Source organism: Psychrobacter sp. UBA6739 (genome assembly GCF_002453835.1).
Lineage (GTDB): Bacteria > Pseudomonadota > Gammaproteobacteria > Pseudomonadales > Moraxellaceae > Psychrobacter > Psychrobacter immobilis_A.
The window spans coordinates 48,374-64,226 of the sequence record NZ_DKHR01000018.1 but is presented as its reverse complement, the minus strand read 5'-3'; the positions used below and the strand labels follow the sequence as shown (position 1 = coordinate 64,226).

Here is a 15,853-nt window from a genome sequence, read left to right as displayed (position 1 = left end):
ATGGATGCAAAATTTGAAGAGCGCAGCCGCATGAAAGCCAAGGAGCGCCCAGAGTTACCTGAAGACGAAGCGTTCATCAATGAAGCGGCCTATATTATGCTAAGCGCTGAACCTAAAGCATTGTTAAGCCCTGAAGAGAAGCTATAAACGGTCAGTATTGTCAGCCAAAAAGGCTGTGATTAAAATCCACGTAAGCATATGCTTACATGGATTGACGTTTATACCTCTTACTAACCATGAGGCAATCTGCGATTATAACTGTACGGCACGATTGAACGAAAAGGTTCATTGATACTAGGGATTGGTATCTCAAAGGTCGCATCAGGGATAGGTGGTTTGCTGATTAAGGATGATAAGGCTGGATGCCTGTCAGTTATAGGATACTCCGGGATTAGGTATCATGTAACGATAACATGGATGGTTAGTGATAAAAGCCGCATAACGCTTGTCGTTATGCGGCTTTGTTACGTCTGCTATATATTAATTGAGAAACACGACTAACTAGCTAATAGATAACTCAGTAGCATTGAATAGTTTGTAAGCCTGTCAGGTTGCTTAATGTAAGCCTAAGAGGCTCATATTTTAAAAAGGTGATTGTGATAAATAATAGCCATAAAAAAAGGTCAGTAGACAAAGCCGCTGACCTTTTTTGACTAAATAATGGTCTTAATAAAGACTACCATTTAACATCTCACTATACTCTAGAAGAGATTAGTGCTCAACGCCACCAGCGCCATGGACATGACCATGGTTTAGTTCATCTTCAGTCGCTGCACGCACTTCTTGGATTTCAACATCAAACGTCAAACGCTTACCAGCCAATGGATGGTTTGCATCAACGGTCACTTCTTTGTCATTTACTTCAGTAACGGTAACTAGCATTACTTGTCCGCCAGCTTCTGACTGAAACTGCATACCCGGCTGGATATCTTCAACGCCTTGGAAGTTATCACGTGGTACATGTTGTACCGCTTGCTCTTGATATTCGCCGTAGCCATCAGCAGGTTCAACAACAGCATTAACTTGTTCGCCAGCAGATTTACCTTCTAGCTGTTGCTCAAGGCCTGGAATGATGTTGCTGTGGCCATGCAAATACGCAAGTGGTTGACCTTCTGGTGATTGGTCAAGAATGTTGCCTTCGTCGTCTTTTAGTGTGTAATTGAATTTGACGGCAGTGTCTTTTGCAATAATAGTCATAAGTTATCCTAAATATATCTATGTAAAAAATTAAATACGGTTGCAATAAACCTAAAAAATCCAATCAGCAAGCCAAATAGCCACGTCATTAGTCAATTATCATCAGTTTATTAAAGTAACTTTAGCAGTTAGCATCTTTAATTGAGATGGCTCATATAACTTTCAAGGTAGAAACAATAAAAAATGCTATTTTATACTGATAAATGGCATTTTTTATGAAAATAAACACAGTTTTTTGTGGTTTTAAGACCGTAAATGGATATTCGGGGTTTGCCAGTTGCGTTTTTGGACAATGGCTTTTACCATAATGATATAAATAAGGATAAAAAGACAATGACTTCATTTGCCAATAATTCAGGTAGTCAGCTATCAGATGCTAATACAATCAGCGATCACCATAAAGCAAAAGCTGATATCAATTATCGACTCAATTTCGAGCGTTTTTCTGAGCACTTGGTTGATGTGTCGCTCAATTTTACGGCAGTAAATGATGCGCCTCAACTTTGGATGCCAGCGTGGATACCAGGCAGTTATCTGATGCGTGAGTTTGCGCGCAACATTACCGCGGTGCATTATCAGGTGTTAGACAGCCAAATCAGAGATGATGATACTCATCCTAAGGTTTATCGCGCGCACAAAATAGATAAAAACACGTGGCAATTACCAAAAGCCAAGGCAGGGCAAGCCATCGGTGTCCACTATGAAGTCTACTGCTATGATTTATCGGTACGTACTGCCTATGTCGATCAGCAACGTTTGTATGGGAATTTCACCTCACTGGCATTGGCTGTAGAAGGGCAGGAGCATCGAGCTGTACAAGTCAGTTTGGCAGTGCCTGCAGCATTTTTAGCAGGTAAAGACGAGAGTCGGCTGCTATTGGCATGTGGGTTAGAGTCTACTCATCTACGCCTTGATGGGCAGCATAGCTATGGACTACAAGCAGGCAGTTATCACGACCTTATTGATTACCCTTTTGAGATTGCAGAACAAGATAAGTTTGACTTTATTATTCAAGACAGTACGCATCAGACGCTACATCATCGTTTTTACCTCTCAGGTAAGCACAGTGCCAATATGGGCAGGCTACAGCAGGATGTCACTCAGATCTGTCAGTGCTATTTAGATTGGTTGGGTGATGCGCCATTTAATGATTATACGTTTATGACCTTTGCCAGTGGTCAGGATTATGGTGGACTTGAGCATATCAATTCGACCAGTCTCATTACGCCGCGCCGAGACTTACCAACTCTTGATGAGCCAAAAATACCAAGCACCGATTATCAGCGATTTTTGGGCTTATGCAGCCATGAGTATTTTCATTCGTGGTGGGTCAAAACGGTACGCCCAGATGTTATGTTGGATGTCGATTTGCGCCGCGAGGCATTTACACCACTGCTATGGGTATTTGAGGGCTTTACTTCGTATATCGATGACTTTATGTTACAAGCGTCGGGCGTGATTGATAAGCCAAGCTATCTCAAGCTACTGGCTGAGCAAATTAATCGTTACTATCAAACCGCGGGTCGCGCGTATCAAAGCGTTGCAGAATCGAGCTTTGATGCGTGGATTAAGCTATACCGTAACGATGAAAATACAGGCAATGCTGGTATCAGTTATTACAACAAAGGTGCATTGGTGGCGTTATGCTTAGATTTAACACTGCTCCAAAAGAGCAATGGTCGCTATCGTCTGTTTGATGTGGTCAAGGCTTTTTATACTCAAGCAAAGCAAAACGACAATAAACGCATTGGCATCAATAGTGCTGATATGGGTACAGTCATTGGGCAGTTCATGCCCATAGAGGATTGGGAAGACTTTGAGTATCGTTATGTCAATGGTGTTGAAGAGTTGCCAATTGAAGCGCTGCTGGCGGCAAACGGCATTAACATGCATAGCAATAGCAAAGAGACGGCTGACAAGCATGTGCCTTGGGGCATGCGCTGTACTGAAACACCTGCTGGACTCAAAGTCAATCGCGTGACACGTGCTAGTGTCGCTGCTAGAGCGGGTATTTCAGCGAATGATGTCATTGTGGCGCTTGACGGTATCAAAGCTGACAGTAAACAATTGGCGTTGCTGAGTAATATGGAGCGTGACATTGAGTGTCATCTGTTTCGCCGTGATNNCCTAAAGCGGCTAATGAAGCCATTGACAAAGCATCTCCGCATAAAGTGAGCTTGCACTTGGCACAAGCAAATCAATCGTCAGAAGTCAGTGATAACTCTTCTCCAGTCGATGCAGGCTGGCAAGCATGGCTTAACGCTATAGAGCGTTATCAAAGTTAAATACATTGCTAAATGTATTAATGTGAATGTACTTGTTCTCACTATTCTGGTCAATAATTTATTAAAAATTAAAGCCCCTGCCAAATAATATTATTTGGCAGGGGCTTTGTGTAATGACTGGCAGTCTTTTAAGGTTTATTAAAAATTAACAGCTAAGTCAGCGTTTAGTAATTCAGCACCTAAGAAGCAGCTTGCTCAGATTGCTGATGATTATCCGCTTCACTTGTGCCCTGTGTCTCTTTAGCCTTGTTATCTGCATTAGCGTCTACAATCCATTGTTGCATATGCGCAATCTCAGTCTGCTGACCATCGATGATATCTTGTGCCAATTGACGCATCTCTTCGTCAGTGCCATAGGTTAGCTGAATCTTTGCCATCTCTACCGCGCCGATATGATGCGGTAGCATAGCGCGTGCAAATGCCATGTCGGGGACAGGATCAGCGATACCCAACACCATGTCGCCATTTAAGACATCCATGCTCCTCGCATATGCTTGTTGCATCGCTTCAGTATTGGGTTTAGGTTTGGCTGTATCAGGGTGGCTAGCAAGCCATTTATTCAAAATATCGATTTCAACTTGCTGAGCGGCGATAATCTCTTGTGCCAATTGACGCATCTCTTCGTCAGTACCATATTTCAGCTGAATTTTTGCCATTTCTACGGCACCGCGGTGGTGTCCAAGCATCGCTTTAGCAAAGGCTGTATCAGGATCGTTATAACCCATACCGATTATCATCTCATCATGCATTCTAGTCATCGACCTTGTATAGTCTCTGAGTATGTCAGTCATTTGGCTCTCTTCTGCGCTGTTTTCGCCAGCTACTAGTTCGTTGTCAGCGTCAATGTCATTTGGAGCATCGACGATATCAGTCACAGGTGGGGTCGCTGCATTAGAATCTGTGTCATCGTTGTCTTTTGTCGGCTGACAGGCGCTCAGTATAAGCGCTGTAGAAACGCTAGTGGCCAACAAGATCCAACGACGAGAAGCAAACATAACATATCCCTATAATAAAAAATCAAATGATAAGTGGATGAGACTTATGATACCTAAATAATGGTGTTCTGAAGCTTAGCAGATAAACCTTGCTCGTTCGAGACGCGATGTTTAGCAAGTCGTAATTGGGTTTAATTGCTATCAAAGCCAATGACTAAGACGTGTTCTTATTTAAAAAAGCTGATAGAAATAAGGATATGCCCTAATAAGCAGATGCCAGTCACGAGCAATCAGCAATGAGATACCAGTAGATTGATAGTAATAATTAATCGAGAATGCCTAATTGCTGACAGCGTTCGCTAGTGAGATGAATGCGCACAAACTCACCAACGGCTAAATCACCCAATTCAAACCCTGCCACTGACCAGCGTATCAAACGCAGGCATGGCAGTCCAACCTGCGCTGTCATACGTCTGACTTGGCGATTCTTACCTTCATAAATCGTCAGCATGAGCCATGAAGTCGGTATATTCTTACGCTCACGAATAGGCGGCTCACGTTGCCATAAATCAATGGGTAAGTTTGTCTCTTCTACCATGAGAGCCGTCGCAGGTAGTGTCTTGCCATCTTTTAAATGTACGCCAGAGGCAAGCTCATTCAACTGCGCTGGCGTTGCTGTACCTTCAACTTGCACCAAGTAAGTTTTGCCTTGCTTATGACGGTTTTTTGCAAAATTAGCAGCAGAAGGTGGCTGGGTAATGGCTTTATTGACTCGACCATCACTCGTTAAAATCAGCAAGCCCTCTGAGGTGGCATCAAGCCTACCAGCAATCCGTAAAGACTTATCGGTAAAATACTGTGATAGGGTGGTGTGATCATTGTTGCTGTCATCACGAAATTGACTTTGCACCCCATAAGGTTTGTTGAATAAAATCAGACTAGAGGTTGACATGGTTTGGGATTTCCTAAATTTGAATCATTATTTTGTGCATATTTTGAGGGTAGGGCGTGTCCTCAATTTACGATTTTTAAAACGAGGACACACCCTAATAAAACGTTGTTTTTTTAAATCAACGCTATAAGCTGCAAATTTGTTGATTTTATATAAAATATCTTTGTTATTTTGCGCGTTATTATAACAGTCTGTGTGGATGCTATTTTACTAAAGGGATTTTTACAGTATCGTTAAGTCAATAAATGATTATTCAGTGCATCACTATTTTACTTATTGATTTTTTAAATCATTTATCAGCATATCGCAACTTACCTATTGCTCAGAGTTTTTAGTTTGGCCAATCCGTGTTTAAAGCGGTATAAATAATCATAATAGAGTGGCTAGCATAACAGAGTGCTAAGGATGCTTGCGATATCTAACATACAACCAAGGAGTTTTATCCATGTCTTATGAGAAGGTTATCGTCCCAAGAGACGGCGAAAAAATTACCGTGAACGCTGATCTGTCGCTAAATGTACCCAATCATCCTATCATCCCGTTCGTTGAAGGCGATGGCATCGGGATCGATATCACGCCTGTCATGATAAAAGTGGTCAATGCGGCAGTGGAAAAAGCTTATCATGGCAAACAGTCCATCATTTGGATGGAGGCTTATCTTGGCGAAAAAGCCGCTAAAATATATGATGGTGACTATCTGCCAAGCGAGACGCTAGAGATTTTAAAAGACTATGTTATCAGTATCAAAGGCCCATTGACCACGCCAGTTGGCGGTGGTTTTCGCTCATTGAATGTGGCGGTACGTCAAGAGCTTGACCTCTATGTGTGTCAGCGCCCAGTTCGTTGGTTTGAAGGTGTACCAAGTCCTGTTCAGCATCCTGAGCTGACAGATATGGTCATTTTCCGTGAAAACTCAGAAGATATCTATGCAGGTATCGAATGGAAAGCGGGCAGTGAGGATGCTAAGAAAATCATCAAATTCTTAAAAGAAGAGATGGGCGTTACGAAGATCCGCTTCGATGATGATTGCGGTATTGGCATCAAGCCAGTATCCAAAGAAGGTTCGCAGCGTCTGGTGCGTAAAGCCATTCAACATGCTATCGATAATGATTTGCCCAGTGTGACTTTAGTGCACAAAGGCAATATTATGAAGTATACCGAAGGCGCATTTAAGGAATGGGGCTATGAGCTGGCAGCAGAACGCTTCGATGCAGAATTATTAGATGGTGGTCCTTGGATGACAATGAAAAATCCAAAAACAGGCAATGATATTATTATCAAGGATGTTATTGCTGATGCCTTTTTGCAGCAAATCTTGATGCGTCCTGAGGATTATTCAGTCGTTGCGACGCTAAACTTAAACGGTGATTATATCTCAGATGCCCTAGCAGCCGAGGTGGGCGGTATTGGTATCGCACCGGGCGCTAACAAAGGCGGTGCAATTGCGGTTTATGAGGCAACTCATGGCACAGCACCTAAATATGCGGGTCAGAATAAAGTAAATCCTGGCTCATTGATTTTATCGGCTGAGATGATGTTACGAGACATGGGCTGGACAGAAGCCGCTGATCTCATTATCAGTGGTATCCAAGGTGCGATTGCTAATAAAACGGTCACTTATGACTTTGAGCGCCTCATGCCAGATGCTATCTTGCTCAGTACTTCTGAGTTTGGTAAAGCGGTTATCAAGCACATGGATGTTTAAAAAGTATATAGAGCTGAGTCAGCAGTTATCAGAATTTTATACTATTGATAAAAGTATCAATATTCACAAAAGTATCGTTGAACTTATCAATGTCAAAAAGCCACCTACAGTTATGTAGGTGGCTTTTTTATTGGCAGTTTTTTGCTGTTTATAAGTGGTATTTTAAAAGTAACGTTTTAAACGTACTGTCTTATGTTCAAGCATAAAAAACACCGCTTAAGTCTGAGACCTAAGCGGTGTTTTTATTTTGCTTAACTGGGTTCAAAAGTCTTTATAAGTAAAGAAAATTAAGCCCAATTATCTGCTGTATGAGCACACAACTCAATTACAATGAGGCGATTGCTGCATTGAATAGCGTGCTTGGACGCATCGCTTGTTCAGCCAATGCTTCGTCTGCCAAGTAGTAACCTTTCAAGTCTACAGGCTTGCCTTGAGCTTCATTTAGCTCTTTGACGATAGCAGCTTCGTTGCTCTCAAGTTTTTCTGCCAGCGGTGCAAATTTTGCTTTTAGATCAGCATCTTTATCTTGTGCTGCAAGCTCTTGTGCCCAGTACATCGCCAGATAGAAATGACTACCACGGTTATCGATTTCACCTGTTTTACGTGATGGACCTTTGTTGTTTAACAACAGTTTCTCTGTCGCCGTGTCCAATGTATCCGCCAAGATTTGCGCTTTAGCATTGTTATCGTGACTGGCCAAATGCTCCAAAGAGACGGTCAAGGCTAAGAACTCACCCAATGAATCCCAACGTAAATGGTTTTCTTCTAGTAGCTGTTGAACGTGTTTAGGTGCAGAACCACCAGCGCCCGTTTCAAACAAACCGCCGCCTTTCATTAATGGTACGACTGACAACATTTTCGCACTGGTTCCTAATTCTAAAATTGGGAACAAGTCAGTCAAGTAATCACGTAAAATATTACCAGTTGCAGAGATAGTATCCAGACCACGGGCAACGCGCTCTAGCGTATAACGCATCGCACGAACCTGTGACATGATTTCAATATGCAGGCCTGTAGTATCATGATCTTTTAAGTAAGTTTGAACTTTTTTGATCAACTCGTTCTCATGTGGGCGATAAGGGTCTAGCCAAAAGATAACTGGTGTATCTGATTCACGGGCACGGCGTACGGCAAGTTTTACCCAATCTTGGATAGGCTCATCTTTAACCTGACACATGCGCCAGATGTCGCCATTTTCAACCTGCTGCTCAAGCAATACCTCATCAGTATCTTCATCGACAATACGAGCCAATCCTGAACCACTCGCCTCAAAAGTCTTGTCATGAGAGCCATACTCTTCGGCTTTTTGCGCCATCAAACCAACGTTAGGAACCGTACCCATCGTCGTTGGATCAAAATTGCCATGCCATTTACAGAAGTTAATCATTTCTTGATAGATACGAGCAAAAGTAGACTCAGGCATGACCGCTTTACAGTCATACATTTTGCCATCAGCGCCCCACATTTTACCGCCTGAACGAATCATCGCTGGCATAGACGCATCAACAATCACATCACTTGGTGAATGGAAGTTGGTGATACCTTTTGATGAATCAACCATCGCTAGGCGTGGACGATGCACTTGGCAAGCATGTAAATCGCGTTCGATTTCTTCACGCTTACTGGCAGGTAGCTCAGCGATTTTTTCGTACAAACTTGCCATGCCGTTGTTGACGTTGATACCTAGCTCGTCAAAGAAAGCGCCATGCTTATTAAAGGCATCTTTATAATAAGTTTTGACCGCATGACCAAACACGATAGGATGCGATACTTTCATCATAGTGGCTTTTACGTGCAGTGAAAACAAGATACCAGCTTCACGGCAATCTTCCATTTCACGCTCATAAAACTCAAGTAATGATTTTTTGCTCATAAACATCAAGTCGATGACTTCTTTGTCCAGCAAGGCAATGCCTGTTTTGAAGACATGAATAGTGCCATCTTCAGCGACACGCTCCATACGTACGCTACGTGCTTTATCCAAAGTGATAGATTGCTCACCAGCATAGAAATCGCCACTGTGCATGTGCGATACGTGGGTCTGTGACCATTGCTTCCATTCACCCATAGAGTGTGGATGCTTGCGTGCATAGTTTTTAACCGCTTTTGGTGCACGGCGATCTGAGTTGCCTTCACGCAATACTGGGTTGACAGAACTGCCCAAGCTTTTGCCGTAACGCTTACGGATCTCTTCTTCTTCTTCTGTCTTAGGATCATCTGGAAAATCAGGGATAGCGTAGCCTTTGCTTTGTAATTCTTTGATACAAGCTTTTAGCTGTCCAACAGAAGCACTGATATTAGGCAGTTTAATGATATTGGTGTCTGGATCTTGAGTCAGACGACCCAGCTCAGCCAGATTATCAGGAACGCGCTGCTCTTCCGTTAAGTACTCTGGAAACTCAGCCAACACACGGGCAGCAACAGAGATATCGCTGGTTTCAACTTCGATACCTGCTGTTTGAGTAAAGGCTTTTACAATTGGCAAAAATGATAAGGTTGCTAGCGCTGGTGCTTCGTCAGTTTTTGTATAAATAATTTTAGACATTAGTTGGGCATTCCTTTTAGTTGTAATTAATAATAAGGCTCAAATATAAGTTAATAATTCCATGCAGCTCTGATGTAATAATGGATCATGCAACGATACTAAATAATGTGTCGCGAGCTTTTTGTAGCCAGTTTCTTGGAGACCATCGAGTCTGCTTAGAATTTTTCTTCGTTAAGCGGCAGTTTGACTGTCTTGTCTGAACGACCTGCTCATATGAATGACTTAAAAATAGAGTGCGGACGCTACATCATAGTTAACTGATTATAAATCTGATACGATGTCAATATCGCATAATGAACTAAGTGTAGTGTTTTCGGTTGTTTCTAATATGTCTTAATTACATTAAGCTGTTAAGAGCCTTATTCTACCAGTCATCGATAAAAATTTCATCCTTTCTATACAAACACTGCCTGCTAATATTCATCATAAAACGATGAATAATACAATCATTATTCAAAAAACTGCCAGTCATATCATAGATATGAATCGTGACTAAGTGATTCTTACTCTTCTGTCAGACATGAGCTGACAAACCAAATTATCTATGTTTTTAGAGGTGACTTTACTGGGGTAGCTTTTATTATCGAGAGTGCATTGTTACCTATTTTATTCGTAATATCTGACAATTATGAGAGCATAATTGTGACAGAGTTTGAGTAGAATTTTGCTAGGCTAGTCATATACGAAACAAGGTATAAAAAACTACGCCCATATAAAAATAAATAGTGAGTATTATGAGTTTACAATATGCATTACTCAATGACACCAGCTGGCAGAGTCAAACAGACTGGCAAACCCCCGATACCCCTTTTATGTCGTTTGCTTTTTGGCAAGCGTTAGCTGACACTGGCGCGATTGGTGAGCAGGCAGGCTGGTTGCCGATATTTGTGTTGGTACATCGTGTCGCAGATAGTCAAAGCGGCAGCTCGATAGACCACGCTGATCATAGTGAAAACCATAGTGAAAACCATAGTGAAAATCATTCTGCGATTAACGAAGCTGCGCAAACAGTCGCGCATCCTGTGGCGGTGTTGCCAGTATTCCTCAAAGGTCATCATCGTGGCGAGTTTGTGTTTGACCATTCATGGGCAGAAGCCTATGCGCGTTATGGGGTGGATTATTATCCAAGGCTGGTTACTAGCGTGCCCTATACACCGATTACGGGTCAGCGGCTTTGGTTGGCAAAAGGTGAGACGTTAACCACCGACATTATAAAGACAGCTATCGCAGGCGTCGATGATATTGCTCAGCAAGTAGGTGCCTCAAGCTGGCATGGATTATTTATTACGCCTGAGCTGGCAAAGATTGCGACGGCATCTATGCCTACTGATATTGATATAGCGCATTTGCTAGCCGCTCAAGATAATGGTTTAGAATCAACCGCAATTGACATGCCTATACTGGAACGTCAAGGCTGCCAGTTCTTATGGCAAAATAAAGACTTGCTACAAGACTGCCAACCGTTTGCTGATTTTGAAGCATTCTTAGCGACGCTAAAAGCCAAAAAACGCAAAACCATCCGTGCTGAGCGTCGTAAGGTTGCTGAGCAAGGCATCAGCTGCCAACGTAAATGCGGTGATGCTATTACTGACGAGGACTGGAAAGCCTTTTATCATTGTTATGTGATGACCTATGCAGTACGTGGACAACAGCCTTATTTGACGATAGATTTTTTTATGGCACTGGCAGCGACTATGTCTGAGCACTTAATGCTCGCACAAGCGTTAGATGCCTCTGGTGAAATTATAGCCAGTAGCTTGTTTTTATACGATGATCGCCATAGCGAAAATGCCACTCTTTATGGTCGCTATTGGGGGGCACTGGGTGAGTACGACAGCTTACACTTTGAGCTGTGTTATTATCAAGGTATTGAATTTGCCGTCGAGCAAGGGCTTAAGTATTTTGATCCGGGTACGCAAGGCGAGCATAAGCTGGTTCGTGGTTTTATTCCAACGACGACACACTCTATCCACCGTATTTATGACCCACGTTTTGTGCCAGCTATCGCCAATTTTTGCGCCCAAGACCGTGAGCATATGGCGCAGTATCGTCAGCAAGCGTTTGAGGCATTGCCCTTTAATGCGGATAATATGCCAGCCTTTGATACCACTCAATAGGCTTTGCTTAATACGCCTAACGCTCGCTTTCTTTTTTATTATTATGTCACTATTAGCCGTTAACTATGTCCAGTACTCCTTTTATTTGTCTTACCCATTTGTCTCCTCCTAGTGAGCTACTCTCGTGGCTCAATGTCGCAGGCTCTCTCACGGCGGTGTTGGAAGTGAAAGCAGGGCAGCCCTTGCGCGTGGAGCGTAGCTTTGAGGGCTACCGATTGCTGTCATTGGCACAAAAAAAACAATTGAATGTCACAGGTGCCATGCTAAATCGTCCCATGCTAGCATGGGTGCGTGAAGCGCAACTATATGGTAATGACGAGCATCCGTGGGTGGCCGCGCAAAGTATCTTTCCGTTACCCAGTCTCAAAGGTCACGCCCGCCGTCTACAGCAGCTCAAAGGCACACCCATCGGTTATGTGTTATTTAAACGCAGTCGGACTTTGCCCAATCAGCGTTTTATCCAGCAGACAAGTGAGGGTTGGCAACGGCAAACACGTTATGATTGGTATGGTCGCCAGTTGCTGATCAGCGAAACTTTTTTGCCAGCATTTGTCGCTACTGACAGTTAAATATCCATTAAGTAGCCAGTCAATAGATAAATGTCTCTACTAATCTGCTGACCAACAACAGGGTAGGAGCAATATGATAGCGGTAAACCATTTATTTTATTGGCTATTTATCTGCGTTATATCACCATTTAATTCACTCAGCTTACAGTGAGGTTTTTTTGCGCTCACCGTACAAATTTTCATGTTACACTTAATGTTTAGCGATGATTTTGATGCCAACGCGTATCGAGTTTATTGCCGAATTGGACAAGTTAATGACAGGCCTATTGCCTCTGCTTACTCCTACTTACCTTTGCTAATAGACTCAATTCACAATAATGGTCATACCATAAAACTGAGCGTAAAAGTACCGCTGGTACTTTGAGCGACGTTGACACAGTAATTGTTTTATTGTGGGCAGCCTATAAGCTTCTTTTCAACGACATTTTTCAATGACAGTCACTACCTAGGACATCACTATGTTTAAAGATATTTCTATCAAAGATTTTGATCCAGTACTTGCTGAAGCGATGGCTGCAGAAAGCGTTCGTCAAGAAAACCATATCGAATTGATTGCGTCTGAAAACTACTGCTCGCAAGCAGTGATGGAAGCGCAAGGTACAGATCTAACCAACAAATACGCTGAAGGCTATCCTGGCAAGCGTTACTATGGTGGTTGTGAGCATGTAGACGTTGTAGAGCAATTGGCGATTGATCGTGCAAAAGAGTTGTTCGGTGCTGAGTACGTCAACGTCCAGCCACATTCTGGTAGCCAAGCAAACTCTGCCGTATTTTTAGCGTTACTTGAAGCAAATGACACCGTACTAGGCATGAGCTTAGACGCAGGTGGTCACTTGACTCACGGCGCGCACATTAACTTTTCAGGTCTTAACTACAATGCTGTACAGTACGGCTTGGTCGAAGGCACTGGTCTTATCGATTATGACCAAGTTGAAAGTTTGGCAAAAGAGCATAAGCCTAAAATGATTATTGCTGGTTTTTCAGCGTATTCACAAGTAGTCGATTGGGCACGTTTCCGTGAAATCGCCGATGAAGTTGGTGCTTATTTGCTAGTAGATATGGCGCACGTTGCTGGTCTAGTTGCTGGTGGTGTTTATCCAAACCCAGTACCGTTCGCTGATGTGGTTACGACGACTACGCACAAAACCCTACGTGGCCCACGTTCAGGTATGATTTTGGCACGTGATGAAGTACTTGCTAAAAAGCTGAATTCTGCCGTATTCCCAGGTAACCAAGGCGGTCCGTTGATGCATGTCATCGCGGCAAAAGCGGTTTGCTTTAAAGAAGCGTTAGAAGCTAACTTTTCTACTTATCAGCAGCAAGTGGTCAAAAACGCTAAAGCGATGGCAAAAGTGGTTCAAGACCGTGGCTATGAAATCATCTCTGGTGGTACTGAAAATCATCTCATGCTGATCAGCCTCGTTAAGCAAGAAATGACAGGTAAAGAAGCAGACAAATGGCTTGGCGATGCGCATATTACTGTGAATAAAAACGCTGTACCAAATGATCCAAAATCTCCGTTCGTGACTTCTGGTATTCGTATCGGTACACCAGCAATCACTACTCGCGGCTTCAACGAAGCGCAAGCGGGTGATTTGGCAGGTTGGATTTGTGATGTACTAGATAGTCGCGGTGATGAAGCCGTCGCTACTGAAGTACGCGGTAAAGTAGAAGCGATCTGCAAAGAGTTACCGGTTTACGAAAAAAATCAGTAAGTCTTAACTGACTCTTTTTGAGAGCTGTATAACAGAAACCGCTTAGCTTTTGCTAGGCGGTTTTTTATTTTTTTAATAAAAGGATAATTTGATGATGCTACGAATTCATGCTCTTTACCATGTTGATTTTGAAGAGCTCAGCCATATCAAGCAGTGGGCAGATAATCGAGACCATAGTATTACGGTCACACGTTTTTATAAAAATGAACCATTACCCGCGCAAGACAGTTTTGATTGGTTAGTCGTTATGGGTGGACCAATGAGCATTCATGATGAAAGTGACTTTCAGTGGCTAGCTGATGAAAAATCTTTCATTCAGCAAAGTATTAATGACGGAAAAACCGTGATTGGTGTTTGCTTGGGTGCACAACTGATTGCAGATAGCTTGGGGGCGAAAGTTGCGCCATCAGGCATAAAAGAGGTTGGCTGGCTGCCCATTCAATTGACCGAACAGGGGCTTGCGCATCCGCTGCTAGCAGATTTGCCAAAGAATGAATTCACTGTATTTCATTGGCATGGCGATGGTTTTGAGTGTCCCAAAGGCGCGATGCCAATAGCAACGTCACATACTTGGGCCAATCAAGGTTTTGTTTATCAAACATCAAAGCATAAAGAATTAGGTACGTGGGTGCTTGGTTGGCAATGTCATTTTGAAGTGACTAACAAGAGTATGGTAGATATGGTGTCGCATGGACAGACGTATATACAAGAAGCGATGATTGATCATCCTGACTCTGTGCAAGCGGCTGATGAGATCCTAGCACTAGGGGACACGTATATTGCAGATAACAATGCATGGCTCTCGACCATGCTAGATAAACTAGCTAGATAATTCAGTGAAACGCGATTAATAATCTGTAGCAGGTGAAAATTCAGTATAAAGAAAAGCGCTAAAATGACAGATGAGCAAACCAGTCAAGACTGTGGGTTTTACTTAACTTACATAATACTCGCTATTGATTACTTAACCTGCGACCTATCTTTTATTCAATCTCATTGAACTGAAGAAAGAACCATTTAGCTTCTGCTAGGTGGTTCTTATTTTTAATAACAGATAAGGAGAATACGATGCCTATTTCTACATCTATGTCATTTTTTTTTGTAGTGTTCGTGAGGAAAATTTAGCAAGTATGTTCAATGGTAGTATTACACTTGATGAGCTAAGAGAAAATCGCGATAACCAATACTTGGATGTGAAACAAGCATCTGTTGAACACTATACGGAAGAATTGATTGAGCTGTTGGGAGAGGGGTATTACGCCTTGTGCTATCTGTTATTTTTGACAGACAACAGCACGCCTCTGCATGATCAGCATGACGGGCTATTATATGATATGGCAGTCGTACCTAAGATTATCAGAGCGTTTGCCGCGACAGATTTAAAAAAATTGGTACACGACATCGGTTACTACGAAGCAGAGAGCCAAGAAGGTTTGAATACATTTCTTGAGAATTTAAATCATGTTCATAAGTTATTTGAGTTTGCAGAAGAGAACAAGCTCAATGTGATTGGGTTTACGCTTTAGTATATAAAAATTTGCTTTAAGTATTTGTTAATTGAAGTATTTTAAAATTTGAGCGTCTTAGTTTGATGTGAAAAACTGCTTAGCATTTACTAGGCAGTTTTTTTTGTGATTAAAATTGGTAGTAGTTTTTGAGATTTGGGTTGAGCTTATGTTTTAATCTAGCTTTCATTTTTTGTGAAATGACAATGTTTTGACGCAACGCAAACTAATCCTTCTTCAGCGCATGACTGTCTTCTAATATGCCCATAAACCTCTCATATAACCAAGGCTCAGCATCATCGATGGCTTGGTTATATATTTTAGAGCC

The 15,853-nt window shown here is 42.4% G+C and carries 11 protein-coding genes; 7 read left to right on the top strand and 4 right to left on the bottom strand.

Annotated features, from left to right (window positions below; translation table 11 throughout):
- Window positions 1-711: 711 nt before the first annotated feature.
- Entirely contained in the window at window positions 712-1,197 is a 486-nt protein-coding gene (locus tag B2575_RS04360; RefSeq protein ID WP_045443514.1) for an FKBP-type peptidyl-prolyl cis-trans isomerase, read from the bottom strand.
- A 255-nt stretch (window positions 1,198-1,452) separates the two neighbouring features.
- Here B2575_RS04360 and B2575_RS04355 point away from each other — a divergent pair, with 255 nt between their 5' ends.
- On the top strand, window positions 1,453-3,372 hold the full coding sequence (locus B2575_RS04355; RefSeq protein WP_422662637.1) for a M61 family metallopeptidase: 1,920 nt from the start codon (window positions 1,453-1,455) through the stop codon (window positions 3,370-3,372).
- Between the two features lie 289 nt (window positions 3,373-3,661).
- Here the strand turns inward: B2575_RS04355 and copM are convergent, their stop codons facing one another.
- Complete coding sequence (gene copM, locus B2575_RS04350) at window positions 3,662-4,477, bottom strand: CopM family metallochaperone (protein WP_296240321.1); 816 nt, start codon at window positions 4,475-4,477, stop codon at window positions 3,662-3,664.
- A 265-nt stretch (window positions 4,478-4,742) separates the two neighbouring features.
- Entirely contained in the window at window positions 4,743-5,369 is a 627-nt protein-coding gene (locus tag B2575_RS04345; RefSeq protein ID WP_250163653.1) for a pseudouridine synthase, read from the bottom strand.
- A gap of 445 nt (window positions 5,370-5,814) precedes the next feature.
- Here B2575_RS04345 and icd point away from each other — a divergent pair, with 445 nt between their 5' ends.
- Window positions 5,815-7,074 (top strand): NADP-dependent isocitrate dehydrogenase, encoded by a 1,260-nt coding sequence (gene icd, locus B2575_RS04340; protein WP_296240320.1) that lies wholly within the window; start codon window positions 5,815-5,817, stop codon window positions 7,072-7,074.
- Window positions 7,075-7,399: 325 nt separating this feature from the next.
- Here the strand turns inward: icd and B2575_RS04335 are convergent, their stop codons facing one another.
- Window positions 7,400-9,619, bottom strand: a complete 2,220-nt coding sequence (locus B2575_RS04335) for an NADP-dependent isocitrate dehydrogenase (protein ID WP_109592386.1) — start codon at window positions 9,617-9,619, stop codon at window positions 7,400-7,402.
- A 734-nt stretch (window positions 9,620-10,353) separates the two neighbouring features.
- Here B2575_RS04335 and B2575_RS04330 point away from each other — a divergent pair.
- From B2575_RS04330 to B2575_RS04310, 5 genes are all read left to right on the top strand, one after another.
- Complete coding sequence (locus B2575_RS04330) at window positions 10,354-11,736, top strand: GNAT family N-acetyltransferase (RefSeq protein ID WP_296240319.1); 1,383 nt, start codon at window positions 10,354-10,356, stop codon at window positions 11,734-11,736.
- 65 nt (window positions 11,737-11,801) lie between these two features.
- Complete coding sequence (locus B2575_RS04325; RefSeq protein WP_296240317.1) at window positions 11,802-12,305, top strand: chorismate--pyruvate lyase family protein; 504 nt, start codon at window positions 11,802-11,804, stop codon at window positions 12,303-12,305.
- Between the two features lie 458 nt (window positions 12,306-12,763).
- Entirely contained in the window at window positions 12,764-14,020 is a 1,257-nt protein-coding gene (gene glyA / locus B2575_RS04320; protein WP_109592392.1) for a serine hydroxymethyltransferase, read from the top strand.
- 91 nt (window positions 14,021-14,111) lie between these two features.
- A complete protein-coding gene (locus B2575_RS04315; protein ID WP_045455371.1) occupies window positions 14,112-14,852 on the top strand; it encodes a type 1 glutamine amidotransferase in 741 nt (246 codons plus the stop codon).
- Window positions 14,853-15,150: 298 nt separating this feature from the next.
- Window positions 15,151-15,546: a hypothetical protein gene (locus tag B2575_RS04310; RefSeq protein ID WP_045455374.1), complete on the top strand. Its 396-nt coding sequence runs from the start codon at window positions 15,151-15,153 to the stop codon at window positions 15,544-15,546.
- Window positions 15,547-15,853: the final 307 nt, after the last annotated feature.

Excerpts from the sequence above, each read along its gene's own strand:
- B2575_RS04310 (WP_045455374.1), top strand. The coding sequence starts at position 15,151 with ATGTTCAATGGTAGTATTACACTTGATGAGCTAAGAGAAAATCGCGAT.
- B2575_RS04315 (WP_045455371.1), top strand. The coding sequence starts at position 14,112 with ATGATGCTACGAATTCATGCTCTTTACCATGTTGATTTTGAAGAGCTC.
- copM (WP_296240321.1), bottom strand. The coding sequence starts at position 4,477 with ATGTTTGCTTCTCGTCGTTGGATCTTGTTGGCCACTAGCGTTTCTACA.
- B2575_RS04345 (WP_250163653.1), bottom strand. The coding sequence starts at position 5,369 with ATGTCAACCTCTAGTCTGATTTTATTCAACAAACCTTATGGGGTGCAA.
- B2575_RS04330 (WP_296240319.1), top strand. The coding sequence starts at position 10,354 with ATGAGTTTACAATATGCATTACTCAATGACACCAGCTGGCAGAGTCAA.
- B2575_RS04325 (WP_296240317.1), top strand. The coding sequence starts at position 11,802 with ATGTCCAGTACTCCTTTTATTTGTCTTACCCATTTGTCTCCTCCTAGT.
- glyA (WP_109592392.1), top strand. The coding sequence starts at position 12,764 with ATGTTTAAAGATATTTCTATCAAAGATTTTGATCCAGTACTTGCTGAA.
- icd (WP_296240320.1), top strand. The coding sequence starts at position 5,815 with ATGTCTTATGAGAAGGTTATCGTCCCAAGAGACGGCGAAAAAATTACC.
- B2575_RS04360 (WP_045443514.1), bottom strand. The coding sequence starts at position 1,197 with ATGACTATTATTGCAAAAGACACTGCCGTCAAATTCAATTACACACTA.
- B2575_RS04335 (WP_109592386.1), bottom strand. The coding sequence starts at position 9,619 with ATGTCTAAAATTATTTATACAAAAACTGACGAAGCACCAGCGCTAGCA.